Origin of the sequence: Salinisphaera sp. Q1T1-3 (genome assembly GCF_003602005.1) — a bacterium.
Lineage (GTDB): Bacteria > Pseudomonadota > Gammaproteobacteria > Nevskiales > Salinisphaeraceae > Salinisphaera.
The window spans coordinates 150,780-163,342 of the sequence record NZ_QZWD01000002.1 but is presented as its reverse complement, the minus strand read 5'-3'; the positions used below and the strand labels follow the sequence as shown (position 1 = coordinate 163,342).

Here is a 12,563-nt window from a genome sequence, read left to right as displayed (position 1 = left end):
GTTATGCGTCCTCGGCGTCGATCTGGCGCAGGAGATTGATCATCTCGACCGTCGCGCTCGCGGCTTCCGCACCCTTGTTGTGATCCTCGTCCGGCTGGGCACGCGCATCGGCCTGCTCGGCCGTATCGGCCGTGATCACACCGAAGCCGACCGGCAGGCCGTATTCGAGCATGGCGGCCGTCAAGCCCTTGGCGCATTCCCCGGCGACATAATCGAAGTGCGGCGTATCCCCGCGGATGACGCAGCCCACTGCGACAATACCGTCGTAGTCGCCCGATTCGGCCAGACGATCGACGACCAACGGAATCTCGAAGGCGCCCGGCACCTTGACCACAACAACATCGTCGTCGTCGACGCCACAATCGGTGAGCACATCCACAGCGCCCTCGACGAGACGATCGACGATTTCGTCGTTCCAGCGCGTGGCGACAACGGCCATTCGAAGGCCCTGGCCGTCGAATTCTCCTTGAATGGTCTGCATCGTAAGTTCCGGTTGGGCGGCGGCTTATTATCGCACGGCGACAGGCACGGGACGAAGCCCGCGCCGCACCCGGCTCACTCGTGCCCAGCGATGCGCGCCAGATACCGGGCGACCAGATCCACCTCGATATTCACCCGGTCGCCGATCCGACGCTCGCCGAGCGTGGTGTGGGCCATGGTATGCGGGATGATATTCACCCCGAAGCGACGGTCGTCCACTTCATTGATCGTCAGACTGATGCCATCCACCGCGATCGAACCCTTCGAGGCCAGATAATGCGCCAGCGCGCGCGGCACGGAGAATCCGAGCCGCCAGGACCGGGCATCGGCGTGCAGTTGCTCGAGCACGCCCAGACCATCGACATGACCGGCCACCATGTGCCCGCCCAGCGGATCGCCGGCGCGCAGCGGCGATTCCAGATTGACTTGCGCCCCCACGCCCCGATCACCAAGAGTGGTGAGCTTGAGCGTTTCCTTGGATACATCCGCGGCGAAACGAGACCCGTCGATTTCGGTAGCCGTCAGACATACGCCCGACACCGCCACACTATCGCCGATGGCCAGCGTCCCGAGATCGGTATCGCCAGCATCGACGACCAGCCGTGTGTCGCCTTCGGTTTCCTCGCGGGCGACGATCTCGCCCAAACCCTTGATAATGCCTGTGAACATGTCTTCTAGTTCCTAGATGCCGGACGCGCCGTGATGCGCAGATCCGGGCCGACCGGCTCGACCTGGTCGAAGACCAGATGCATTGCATCGTCGAGCCCCACGGCACCGGAGAGTGCCATGAGCCCGCGACCGGCATCGCCAATGAGCATTGGCGCGACATAAATGACGAATTCGTCGACCAGGCCGGCGCGCGCCAGCGCGCCGGCCAGTGTGGGGCCGGCCTCGACCAGCACGTCGTTGATCTCGCGCTCGGCGAGCACCGACAGGATACGCGCCAGATCCAGGCCGTCGTCATGCCCGGCGGCGTGCAGCACGCGTGCGCCCGCCGCTTCCAGCGCGTCCGCTGCTTCGCATTCATCGGCCGCGGTCACAACCAGCGTTTCGCCACTCTGCTCGAGCATGCGCGCCTGGGGCGACATGGACAGCCGCGTGTCGAGCACCACGCGAAGCGGCTGCATCCAGTCGCCGTCCAGCCGGACCGTCAGCGACGGATCATCCGCGGCGAGCGTGCCGCGGCCGATCATCACCGCGCCCGATTCCGCCCGCAGACGGTGGACATCCTCGCGCGCGGCCGTGCCGCTGATCCACTGGCTGCTGCCATCGGCCGCGGCGGTGCGCCCATCGAGACTCATGGCGAGCTTGACGCGTACGCGCGGTCGCCCGTGTGCCATGCGTTGATTGAACCCACGGTTCAATGCGGCACAGCGTTCGGCGAGAACGCCGGTGACCACTTCGATACCGGCCTCGCGAAGCGCGGCGATGCCACGACCGTCGACCACGGGATTGGGGTCCTGGGCGCCGACGACCACGCGGGCCACACCGGACTCGATCAGCGCGCGCGTGCACGGCCCCGTGCGCCCCGAATGGCTGCACGGCTCGAGTGTGACGTAAGCCGTCGTGCCCTTGGCGCTATGGCCACGCGTGGCCAGGTCGTCCAACGCGCGACGTTCGGCGTGCGCTTCTCCGGCCCGTTCGTGCCATCCCTCGCCACGAACGACCCGATTCCCGCTCACGATCACGCAGCCGACGCGCGGATTCGGACGTGTGGTGTACCAACCTCGACGTGCGAGCTCGATGGCGCGCTGCATGAACATTTCATGGACACGGACGCGGACGTCGTCACCGCTCATCAGGATTTTCCTTGCCGACATCAATCAGGGACAGCTGCCCGCTATCACGCTGGGGCGCGGATTCCAGGCGCTCGATCTCCTCGCGAAACGCCTGTACATCCTCGAACCGACGATACACCGAGGCAAAACGCACGAAGGCGACCTGATCCAGATCGCGCAGTTCTTCCATCACCCAGTCACCGAGGCGTCGAGACGGGACATCTCGCTCCGGGTCGCTACGCAGGCGCTGCTGAATGTGGCTGATCGCAGTATCCACCGCCTCGGGGCCGACCGGACGCTTGTACAGCGCCCGCGTGATGCCCCGACGCAGCTTTTCGACATCGAACGGTTCCGGTGTGCCGTCGTTCTTGACGATCCGCGGCAATAACAGTTCGGCCGTCTCGAAAGTCGTGAAACGCGTCTCGCAACCGGGACATTCGCGTCGGCGCCGCACCTGGCTGCCCTCGGCAGCCAGACGCGAATCGACCACGCGTGTGGCCCGTTCGCCACAGAACGGACAGTTCACGACCCAACCCGCTCCGGACGGGCTTCAGGCCGCGCCACGAACCAGGCCACGATAGACCGGATGACGCGTGCACAGTTCGGAGACCGCATCACGCACCCGGGCCACTTCGGCTTCGATATCGTTGTCGGCGGCCACTGCATCCACAACATCACAGATCCAGTGAGCGACCTGACGCATGTCCTCGACACCAAAGCCACGCGTAGTGGCAGCCGGTGTGCCGATGCGCAGGCCCGACGTGACGAAGGGCGAGCGCGGATCGCCCGGTACGGCGTTCTTGTTGGCCGTGATGTGTGCCTTGCCGAGCCAGGCTTCTACATCCTTGCCCGTCACATCCTGCTTGACCAGGCTGACCAGCATCAGATGATTGTCCGTGCCGCCGGACACGACATCGAGACCGCGCTCGACGAACACATCGGCCATGGCCTGCGCATTGGCCACGATGCGCTTGGCATAATCGGTGAAATCCAGCTCGAGCGCTTCCTTGAACGCCACCGCCTTGCCGGCGATGACATGCATGAGCGGCCCGCCCTGCGTCCCGGGGAACACGGCGGAGTTGAGTTTCTTGTAGAGTTTCTCGTCGCCGACCGCCGACAGGATCAGACCGCCGCGCGGCCCGCGCAACGTCTTGTGCGTGGTCGTGGTCACCACATGCGCGTGCGGTAGCGGACTCGGGTACTGGCCGGTTGCGACCAGACCGGCCACGTGGGCCATGTCGACGAGCAGCCAGGCGCCGACCGAGTCGGCGATCGCGCGCATCCGTGCCCAGTCGATCTTGCGCGAATAAGCGGAGAAACCGCCGATGACCAGCTTCGGCTGGTGCTCGTCGGCCAGGCGCTGGATTTCGTCGTAGTCCAGCTCACCCGTCGCCTCATCGAGCCCGTACTGCACGGCGTTGTAATTCTTGCCCGAGAAGTTGGGCGCGGCACCGTGGGTCAGATGGCCGCCGGCATCCAGGCTCATGCCCAGCACCGTGTCACCCGGCTTGACCAGGGCCAGAAACACTGCCGCGTTGGCCTGGGCGCCGGAATGCGGCTGAACGTTGGCGAAGTCGCAATGGAACAACTGGCACGCGCGATCGATGGCCAGTTGCTCGGCCACGTCCACGTATTCGCAGCCGCCATAGAAACGCTTGCCGGGATAGCCTTCGGCGTACTTGTTCGTCAGCTGGCTGCCTTGAGCCTGCATGACGCGCGGACTGGTGTAGTTTTCGGACGCGATCAGCTCGATGTGGTCTTCCTGACGCTGGTCCTCGTCCGCCATCGCGGCGGCCAGTTCCGGGTCGAAATCAGCGATGCGCTGGGAGGCGTCGAACATGAGCGAACTCCATGCGGGATAACAAAGATGCCGGCCGACACCGGCCGGCCAGAGCGATCGTTCTGAATCGGTGGCGAGTATACCGTAGCTGAAGCTGCCGCCTGACCCGGTCCCGGTCAAGCGGCGCGGCGCAAATGTCTACTCGCCCGTCGCTGTCGTGATGTTACGCAACCGAATCCCCAGCTCGCGCAGCTGTGCCGACTCGGCCTCGCCGGGCGCGCCGGTGAGCAGATCCGTTGCCGTCTGGGTCTTGGGAAAGGCGATGACTTCGCGAATCGAGTCGGCGCCGGCCATGAGCATCACCAGCCGATCGAGACCGAAGGCGATGCCCGCATGTGGCGGCGCCCCGAACTTGAGCGCTTCCAGCAGGAAACCGAATTTCTCTTCGGCCTCTGCCCGGCTGATGCCCAGCACATCGAACGCGGCCTGTTGCATTTCCGGCGAATGGATACGCACGGACCCGCCGCCGATCTCGGAGCCGTTGAGCACCATGTCGTAGGCCTGTGCCTTGGCTTCATGCGGTGCACGGCGCAGGCTGTCCGGATCGTCCAGAGCCGGGGCGGTGAACGGGTGATGCGCAGCATACCAACGCTTGGTCGCCTCGTCGTATTCGAACATCGGCCAGTCGACCACCCACAGCGGCGCCCAGTCGTCGGATACCCGGCCCAGATCATGCCCCAGACGCACACGCAGTGCGCCGAGCGCATCATTGACCACGCCGGTCTTGTCCGCCCCGAAGAACAGCAGATCGCCGTCGGCCACACCCGTGCGTTCGACAATACCGGCGACCGCCTCATCCGAGAGGAACTTGAGAATCGGCGAGCTCATGCCGTCACGGCCGGCGCCCACATCCGACACCTTGACGTAAGCCAGACCCTTGGCGCCATAACGACCGACGAAGTCGGTGTAATCGTCGATCTGCTTGCGGGTCAGACTCGCCCCGCCCGGCACACGCAACACCGCGACGCGGCCCGTGTCGCTGTTGGCCGGCCCGGAAAAGACCTTGAACTCGGCGTCCGCGACCAGATCGGCGATATCGACCAGCTCGAGATCGATCCGCAGGTCCGGCTTGTCCGAACCGAAGCGACGCATGGCCTCTTCATACGGCATGCGCGGGAACGGATCCGGCAGCGACACCCCGAGCACGTCGGCGAACAACGTCCGGATCATCCGCTCGTTGAGCGCCATGATGTCGTCGGCATCGACGAACGAGGCTTCGATATCGATCTGCGTGAACTCGGGCTGGCGATCGGCCCGCAGATCCTCGTCGCGGAAACACCGCGCAATCTGGTAGTACCGATCCATGCCCGAAATCATCAGCAGCTGCTTGAACAGCTGCGGCGACTGCGGCAAGGCAAAGAAATGCCCGGGCTGGGTGCGGCTCGGCACCAGATAATCACGCGCACCTTCCGGCGTCGCCCGCGTGAGAATCGGCGTCTCGATATCGAGAAAGCCGAGTTCATCAAGGCCGGCGCGCACCGCGCGCGTGACCTGAGCACGCAGCTGCATGTGGCGCTGCATGCGCGGCTTGCGCAGCTCGATATAGCGATAACGCAGCCGCGCGGCATCCCCCACGGTTTCGGTCTCGTCGAGCTGCAGCGGCGGCGTCTCGGATGCGTTGAGCACCTCGAGCGACGTGACATAGACCTCGATCTCGCCAGACGCCAGATTGCGGTTGATCGTGCCTTCCGGACGCCGACGAACGCGACCGGTGGCCTTGATCACGTATTCGCTGCGCAGACGTTCGGCCACGGCGAAGGTCTCGGCCTCGTCCGGATCGAAGACGACCTGAATCAACCCGGAGCGATCCCGCAGATCGATGAATATCACGCCGCCATGATCACGTCGCCGGTGTACCCAGCCGCAGACGGTGATTTCGCTATCGATGGCCGCGGCGTCGACGTCGCCGCTGTAATGGGATCGCATCATGACGCGTGGTGTCTCGCAAAAGAGCGCGAGTCTAGCAAGAGCAGCGGGTTTGCCGGTAGTCCGGGCCTTGCTCCCTGCTGCCGGCATCGACGTTCTCGGGGTGTATCGGCAACGTCATCACGCGCCCCTGGCGCCCCATCGACCGGCGATGAAAGTCGCTAAACGGTTGCGTCTCCGGGCTGGCTATACCGGCAGCAAGCCGCATTGCGCGTGATGCACGTGACGACATACCGCCTGGCCGGGCCGGCTCAGGCCAGCCACCGCCCGGCCACGCCGACGTTCAATCGCCGCTGTTGCCGGTGCCGCTGCCGGTCTTGGCGGCCTTGGTTTCCTTGACGCTCGACTGGCCGGTCGCGGACGCCCCGCTCTCGTTCGATGCGCCCGTCTTCGCATTCGACTTGCCCTGCCCGGAATCATCACCGCCGGAGGTCAGGTTCCGCCGACCGTCCGACTTGAAGTCCGTCTCATACCAGCCACCGCCGGAGAGCCGGAATCCGGCCGCGGACATCTTGCGCTTGAGAGCGCTTTCGCCACAGGCCGGACAATCGCTCAACGGCGCATCCGAGAGCTTCTGCAGTTTCTCGACGTTCTCACCGCACTGCTGGCACACGTACTCATAGATCGGCATTGCTTGCTCCCGTCAGCATCCCGCATTCACGCGGTGTTTCAGCATCGCGCTATCGGGGCTCTGCGACGTGTTTTCAAGAGTGTGACGTCGCCCCGGCGGCCGCGGACCGTCCAATGCCGTAGTAGGAAAAGCCAGCCGCGGCCACATACGACGGCTTGTAGATATTACGCCCATCGACGAGCACCGGCTGCGCCATGATCCGTGCCAACGCGCCGAAATCCGGGGTCCGGAAAATATGCCATTCGGTTACCAACACCAGCGCGTCGGCGCCCGTGGCCGCCTGCTCGGCGTCGTCGCAGAACACGAGATCGTCGCGATCGCCGACGATGCGACGGGTTTCGTTCATCGCCTCCGGATCGTAGGCCCGCACGCGTGCGCCCGCAGCCCATAATGCCTCCATGAGGGTAAGCGACGGTGCTTCGCGCATGTCATCCGTATTGGGCTTGAACGCCAGCCCCCACAGCGCGACGGTGCGACCGGCCAGATCGCCGTCGAAATGACGTGACAGCTTGTCGAACAGGACCGTCTTCTGCCGATCGTTGACCCGCTCGACCGCGTTGATGATCTCGGTTTCATAACCGATCTTCGCAGCCGTGTGTGCGAGCGCGCGGACATCCTTGGGGAAGCAGGAGCCGCCGAAACCGCAACCGGGGTAGATGAAATGATAGCCGATGCGATGGTCGGCCCCGATCGCCTTGCGCACCTGCTCGATGTCGGCATCGAGCCGATCGGCGACTTGGGACAGCTCGTTCATCAGACTGATCTTGGTCGCCAGCATGATATTCGCCGCGTACTTGGTCAGTTCCGCGGAACGGATATCCATGACCATCGTGCGATCGTGCTGACGGTTGAACGGCGCATAGAGCGCACGCAAATGATCCGCAGCGCGCTCGTTGTCCACACCGACAACCACCCGATCGGGCTTCATGAAGTCGTCGATCGCCGCCCCTTCCTTCAGGAACTCGGGGTTGGACGCCACATCGAACGGCAGATCGGCCTGCCGTGCGGCCAGCGTGCCGGCCAATGCCTCACGCACGCGGTCCGACGTACCGACCGGCACCGTCGATTTCGTGATCACGAGACGGTATTCGCTCATGTGCTCACCGATCGTCTCGGCCACTTTGAGCACGTATTTCAGATCGGCGCTGCCATCCTCATCCGGCGGGGTTCCGACCGCGATGAATTGCAGCGTGCCGTGCGCCACGCCTTCGGCGGCGTCGGTCGTGAATGCCAGACGTCCTGCGGCGACATTCTCCTCGACAAGCGTTTCGAGCCCGGGCTCGTAGATCGGGATATCGCCCTGACGCAGCCGCTCGATCTTGGCGGCGTCGACATCCACACATACGACGTGGTTACCGCTGTGTGCCAGGCAGGCGCCCGTGACGAGGCCGACATAACCCGTGCCGAAAATCGTGATGCGCATTGTCTCATTCCCTATTCAAGTTCGCCCCGCCCGAGTCATGGCGGGAACCGGCTTCCGGCCGGATTATGCGATGGCATCACGATGATTGCGACCGTGGCCAGCAGAAAGACAAAAAAAAGCCGCGAATCATTGATTCGCGGCTTCATGATGGCGTCCCCAAGGGGATTCGAACCCCTGTCGCTGCCGTGAAAGGGCAGTGTCCTAGGCCTCTAGACGATGGGGACTTATTGGTGGAGCCAGGCGGGATCGAACCGCCGACCTCAACACTGCCAGTGTTGCGCTCTCCCAGCTGAGCTATGGCCCCGTTGTCCTTGCGAAGCGCGCATTATAGACATGCGATTTTCGTTTGCCAACCGTCGATCGCAAATTATTTTTCGACGGCTCCGATGAGGGTCTCGATGACCCGATCCTGATCCGATTCGGCCAGATAAGGATGCATCGGGATGCTCAGAACACGGGTCGCGGCCGCATCGGATTCCGGGATCGGCACCTCCGAATATAAGGCCGGTTGACGATTGAGCGGCACCGGATAATAGACCGCGTTCGGGATGCCGGCCTCGTTCAACCGCTCGCGCACCCGATCGCGATCGGCGACCTGTACCGTGTACTGGGCATAGACGCTGGTACAGCGAGCGTCGATATGCGGCGTCTTCACATACGGCGACAGTGCCTCGTCGTAACGGGCGGCCACCGCTTCACGCCGCTCGATCTCGTCATCGAAGATATCCAGCTTGCTCAAAAGCACGGCCGCCTGGATCGTATCCAGTCGGCCGTTAATGCCCAGCATCGGATGATGATACGGGGCCGTCTGGCCATGATTGCGCAGCTGTCGCATCTTCTCGGCGAGCGCCGCGTCGGTCGTGAATGCGGCCCCGCCATCGCCGTAACAGCCCAGCGGCTTGGCCGGGAAGAAAGACGTCGCCGCAATCGACGATGCGCCGCAGGATCGCTTGCCTTCGAACGTCGCACCGAAACTCTGTGCCGCATCTTCGATCACCGGGATACCATGTGCTTCACCGATGGCGTTGATACGTGCCATATCCGCCATCTGTCCGAACAGACTCACCGGCACGATCGCCTTGGTCCGCGAAGTGATCGCGGCCTCGATTTTCGTCGCATCGATATTGTATGTATCAGGATCAATATCGACGAAGACCGGCGTGGCCCCAAGTAGCCCGATCATCTCGCCGGTGGCGATGAAAGTGAACGGCGTGGTCAAAACTTCATCGCCCGGCCCGATGTCCAGCGCCATCATCGCGACCAGCAGCGCATCGGTACCGCTTGCCAGCGCCACGCAGTGCGGCGCGCCGGCATAATCGGCCAGACGCGTCTCCAGGGTCTCCACTTCCGGGCCCATGACATAACGACCGTGTTCGAGCACTCGCTGGATGCCGGCGTCGACATCGCTCTTGATGCGCCGATACTGCGCCTGAAGATCGATCAACTGCATGGCCGCCCTTTACCTTGGTATTCGCGTGACAGGAAGAATCACCGGAATATTAACACTGCCACTGATAACGCCGCCCTGAACACGTTGACCGTGTTCGCGACTGCGGATAGAATCCTGCCGCTCGGGCGGTTAGCTCAGCGGTAGAGCACTGTCTTCACACGGCAGGGGTCACTAGTTCGAATCTAGTACCGCCCACCAGATTTCCCGTTTCAAGCCTAGCGCTTCCCCTCGATTCCGAGATCGAGGACGTGCGTACCTTCTCGCTGTAGCAATGACAACCCGGCGGTGAACTTACCGGCGTGTGACCATCTGTTGTATCGCCCGCGCCTTCGACTCCGCCATCGCGTTGATGTTGACGCACCAGCGTGGTCAGCTCCGTGCTGAATAGCAGATCCTGTCGCGTCAAAGCACATTTGGCATGAGATGCACCCTGTGCTTTGGACTCCAGGAGGCCTGCGTAACGGAGCACGAACATGCGACGGGCTTTGTTGGCCATACGGCGCTTAAGAACGGCTCACGCGGTCGACTACCCACTGCCGGGTTCATGAATACGCAACGGCCGCCCCGGCAGATCGACGAATGAGACAGGTCAACGAGGCGGTCTCATATGAAAAAACGGTCGTTGAGTTACACGCGGGCGCTTTCCCAAAGAAAAGGCAGCCAACCCGCGCTCCTGATTCGCCCGGCCGTTGGGCGCCGGACGCGGTGCACAGCAGGCCGCCTCCTTCTGGGTCAGGCCGGAAAGCTGTAGCACCTTCGGGGTCAGATCGGCCGCATCGACGAGCTTCTTGGCGTTGCTGGCGTACGGCTCGGCTAGCCGGGTGTATTGGCTCATGCGACCACCGCTTTCGGCTGCCTCAGCCGGGCGCCCTGGGCATCCACACTGGCGAAGTCGAACGCGTCCGTGAGCGCGGCGCCGGCCGACGTCAGTCTCCGCGTGCTTCATCAATCCCCAGACGAGCGCAGACAGCGTCGAGTTCGAAGTTCTGACGAATATCCTGCGCGAGATGCCGTCGCTCGTTGTTCGGCGATACACGCTGGTAGTTGGCGTTCTTGATCTGGCTGCAGTGGCCTTCTTCGACGAATCGCTCTGAAATAAGCTGGACCGGCTTCCGGTAACGCTTGGCCCAGTAGCGGATCCCAGTGCCGTGGTCCCAGTAGTGTTTGCGTCGTTTATGTCTTTCCTTCTCGCTCGGGCAGTTGGGATGCGCATAGAAATTCATCCACCAACCACAGCCGGCTTCGAACTGCGCACGACTCGCCTGTTCCGTCGTGCAGCCGATCAGTTCCCAGAAGCGTGCCTCGTGGGGCTTCAACAGATCGCGTGGCCGATACCAAGCCCCGGTAACGGCAATCTCGCCGTCCTGCAGGCTCGAGAACTGCGTGCCCAGGGTTTCCATCTTCGGCGGTCGCACGAGCAGGTCTGAGTGCCAGAAGGCCAGACGCCGACAGAAAAGAAAGGCGAACTCCAGGGGAAAATGGAAGAACAGATTCGGAAACCCGAATCGGGCATTGAAGTCGATCACGACGGCATCGTCTGTCACGTCGCGCGGCGGCCCGACTCGCGGGTCGAACCCGATCACCGGCGTCCACCCGATCGACCGCACCAGTTGCTGCTGAACCAGACACCAATCGTTGTCGACGTTCCAGCACAGCCAGGGATGCGTGATACCGGCTAACGCCTGCCGCCAGTCCTCGGCCGCGGTATAGATCGCTGTCAGATCGTATCCGGCTGCTCGGAAGGCTTCCCAATCGCCGATGCCGGTTCGGTATTGCAGACGTTGTCGGTCCTGCGGATCGCTGTTCACATCTTCTCCTGCCACTGCGCTGGGCCGCGTCAGTTTCTGGCCAAAGCGCGAAACCCGCTTTGCTGGCCCGACTCGGCCAGCGTTCGCCTAACGCGCATCGGCGCCGATTTCTCGCTCGATGCAGCACAAGAGCCATCGCGCGTATTAAGCTTGATACCTGGCCTCGCGTAGCCGAAACGAGCATGACGTCGACGCATCACCCGCACGACACACCGGAACGGCCGTTGGTCAGTTTCATCATACCGGCCTACAACGTCGCAGCGTATATCGAACAGTGTCTGGGTTCATTGCTGAACGAAACGACGCACGACTGCGAGGTCATTGTCGTCAACGATGGTTCATCAGACGATACCGGGCGCGTGGCCCATAGCCACGAGCAGGACGTGCGGCTGACGGTGATTGATCAGCCCAACGCCGGCCCCGGCGCGGCGCGCAATACCGGCATCGAACGCGCGCGCGGCCGATTTCTGATGTTCGTGGACGGCGACGACTGGATCGAGCCGGACACGCTGCCGGTGCTCCGACAGACACTGGGCGCCGAGCCGGACAGCGATCTGCTCGTTTTCGGTTTCAACGAGGTCTACGGCACGACGAAATGGCCGCGTCAATCGATCGCCGATTTCTGGCGCATCACCAATTCCCCCTGCAACAAGCTGTTTCGCGCCGATCTGCTCGATGGTCTGCGCTTCGATCCAACGATCTGGTACGAGGATCTGGCCGTTGTCCCCTGCCTGTTCGCCCGTGCCCGCCATCCGGTGACCGTCGAGCGCGCGCTCTACAATTATCGGCGTGATCGCCAGGCCTCGATCATGAACACGATCGACTACGCTCGCGCCTTCGATCTACCGTACGCGGCTCGCCTGTGTCTGGAACGCATCGAACAAGATGAGGCGAATGGTCGCATCGACCCGACGACGCCGCGCTTCGGCAGCGATTGGCAACGCCGTTTTCTGACCATCGAAATCTTCATCGTGGGCGTGCTGCACCGCAGCCGGGATATCGCCGACCGCGCCGAGCGCCGTCACTATATCGCCCGGATGATGGCCCTGATCCCCGACCGGCACGAGATTCGTATCGATGTCGTGCAGCAACGCTATGGGCGCAAGATGGCGCTTGGCAGCCTGTTCTATCGGTACGGCTGGGACGAGATCGCTCATTTCGTTCTTCACGACACGGGGGCGATCAAGCGACGATGCGCGGCCATGCTCGGCCTTGATGGTTGAGCAA

The 12,563-nt window shown here is 63.1% G+C and carries 12 protein-coding genes and 3 tRNA genes; 2 read left to right on the top strand and 13 right to left on the bottom strand.

Annotated elements, in window-relative coordinates; genetic code table 11:
- Position 1: 1 nt before the first annotated feature.
- From ribH to D3260_RS02900, 11 genes are all read right to left on the bottom strand, one after another.
- Positions 2-481, bottom strand: coding sequence for a 6,7-dimethyl-8-ribityllumazine synthase (gene ribH / locus D3260_RS02950; protein WP_120097075.1), 480 nt, complete (start codon positions 479-481; stop codon positions 2-4).
- A 74-nt stretch (positions 482-555) separates the two neighbouring features.
- Entirely contained in the window at positions 556-1,149 is a 594-nt protein-coding gene (locus D3260_RS02945; RefSeq protein WP_120097074.1) for a riboflavin synthase, read from the bottom strand.
- A gap of 5 nt (positions 1,150-1,154) precedes the next feature.
- A complete protein-coding gene (gene ribD, locus D3260_RS02940; RefSeq protein ID WP_120097072.1) occupies positions 1,155-2,279 on the bottom strand; it encodes a bifunctional diaminohydroxyphosphoribosylaminopyrimidine deaminase/5-amino-6-(5-phosphoribosylamino)uracil reductase RibD in 1,125 nt (374 codons plus the stop codon).
- A complete protein-coding gene (nrdR, locus tag D3260_RS02935; RefSeq protein WP_120097071.1) occupies positions 2,269-2,784 on the bottom strand; it encodes a transcriptional regulator NrdR in 516 nt (171 codons plus the stop codon). Before nrdR ends, ribD begins: the two co-directional genes overlap by 11 nt.
- 24 nt (positions 2,785-2,808) lie before the next feature.
- Positions 2,809-4,098, bottom strand: a complete 1,290-nt coding sequence (glyA, locus tag D3260_RS02930) for a serine hydroxymethyltransferase (protein WP_120097070.1) — start codon at positions 4,096-4,098, stop codon at positions 2,809-2,811.
- A gap of 138 nt (positions 4,099-4,236) precedes the next feature.
- Positions 4,237-6,024: an aspartate--tRNA ligase gene (aspS, locus tag D3260_RS02925; RefSeq protein WP_120097231.1), complete on the bottom strand. Its 1,788-nt coding sequence runs from the start codon at positions 6,022-6,024 to the stop codon at positions 4,237-4,239.
- Positions 6,025-6,307: 283 nt separating this feature from the next.
- Positions 6,308-6,655: an FmdB family zinc ribbon protein gene (locus tag D3260_RS02920; RefSeq protein WP_120097069.1), complete on the bottom strand. Its 348-nt coding sequence runs from the start codon at positions 6,653-6,655 to the stop codon at positions 6,308-6,310.
- Positions 6,656-6,728: 73 nt separating this feature from the next.
- Positions 6,729-8,078: a UDP-glucose/GDP-mannose dehydrogenase family protein gene (locus tag D3260_RS02915; protein ID WP_120097068.1), complete on the bottom strand. Its 1,350-nt coding sequence runs from the start codon at positions 8,076-8,078 to the stop codon at positions 6,729-6,731.
- Between the two features lie 148 nt (positions 8,079-8,226).
- A tRNA-Glu gene (locus tag D3260_RS02910) sits at positions 8,227-8,302 on the bottom strand.
- A 4-nt stretch (positions 8,303-8,306) separates the two neighbouring features.
- A tRNA-Ala gene (locus tag D3260_RS02905) sits at positions 8,307-8,382 on the bottom strand.
- A 63-nt stretch (positions 8,383-8,445) separates the two neighbouring features.
- Positions 8,446-9,528 carry a DegT/DnrJ/EryC1/StrS aminotransferase family protein gene (locus D3260_RS02900; RefSeq protein WP_120097067.1) on the bottom strand — a complete coding sequence of 361 codons (1,083 nt, stop codon included), beginning with the start codon at positions 9,526-9,528 and terminating at the stop codon, positions 8,446-8,448.
- A gap of 123 nt (positions 9,529-9,651) precedes the next feature.
- Here D3260_RS02900 and D3260_RS02895 point away from each other — a divergent pair.
- Positions 9,652-9,726, top strand: a tRNA-Val gene (locus tag D3260_RS02895).
- A 391-nt stretch (positions 9,727-10,117) separates the two neighbouring features.
- Here the strand turns inward: D3260_RS02895 and D3260_RS17195 are convergent.
- Together D3260_RS17195 and D3260_RS02890 are read right to left on the bottom strand one after the other, a co-directional pair.
- Positions 10,118-10,363, bottom strand: a complete 246-nt coding sequence (locus D3260_RS17195; RefSeq protein ID WP_147418089.1) for a hypothetical protein — start codon at positions 10,361-10,363, stop codon at positions 10,118-10,120.
- 91 nt (positions 10,364-10,454) lie between these two features.
- Entirely contained in the window at positions 10,455-11,336 is an 882-nt protein-coding gene (locus tag D3260_RS02890) for a hypothetical protein (RefSeq protein WP_147418088.1), read from the bottom strand.
- A 182-nt stretch (positions 11,337-11,518) separates the two neighbouring features.
- Between D3260_RS02890 and D3260_RS02885 the strand changes: the two genes are divergently transcribed.
- Positions 11,519-12,559: a glycosyltransferase family 2 protein gene (locus D3260_RS02885; protein WP_120097065.1), complete on the top strand. Its 1,041-nt coding sequence runs from the start codon at positions 11,519-11,521 to the stop codon at positions 12,557-12,559.
- Positions 12,560-12,563: the final 4 nt, after the last annotated feature.

Bases quoted from the DNA above. Each gene is read 5' to 3' on its own strand.
- ribH (WP_120097075.1), bottom strand. From the start codon at position 481: ATGCAGACCATTCAAGGAGAATTCGACGGCCAGGGCCTTCGAATGGCC.
- glyA (WP_120097070.1), bottom strand. From the start codon at position 4,098: ATGTTCGACGCCTCCCAGCGCATCGCTGATTTCGACCCGGAACTGGCC.
- D3260_RS02945 (WP_120097074.1), bottom strand. From the start codon at position 1,149: ATGTTCACAGGCATTATCAAGGGTTTGGGCGAGATCGTCGCCCGCGAG.
- D3260_RS02915 (WP_120097068.1), bottom strand. From the start codon at position 8,078: ATGCGCATCACGATTTTCGGCACGGGTTATGTCGGCCTCGTCACGGGC.
- D3260_RS02885 (WP_120097065.1), top strand. From the start codon at position 11,519: ATGACGTCGACGCATCACCCGCACGACACACCGGAACGGCCGTTGGTC.
- ribD (WP_120097072.1), bottom strand. From the start codon at position 2,279: ATGAGCGGTGACGACGTCCGCGTCCGTGTCCATGAAATGTTCATGCAG.
- D3260_RS02920 (WP_120097069.1), bottom strand. From the start codon at position 6,655: ATGCCGATCTATGAGTACGTGTGCCAGCAGTGCGGTGAGAACGTCGAG.
- D3260_RS02900 (WP_120097067.1), bottom strand. From the start codon at position 9,528: ATGCAGTTGATCGATCTTCAGGCGCAGTATCGGCGCATCAAGAGCGAT.
- aspS (WP_120097231.1), bottom strand. From the start codon at position 6,024: ATGCGATCCCATTACAGCGGCGACGTCGACGCCGCGGCCATCGATAGC.
- D3260_RS17195 (WP_147418089.1), bottom strand. From the start codon at position 10,363: ATGAGCCAATACACCCGGCTAGCCGAGCCGTACGCCAGCAACGCCAAG.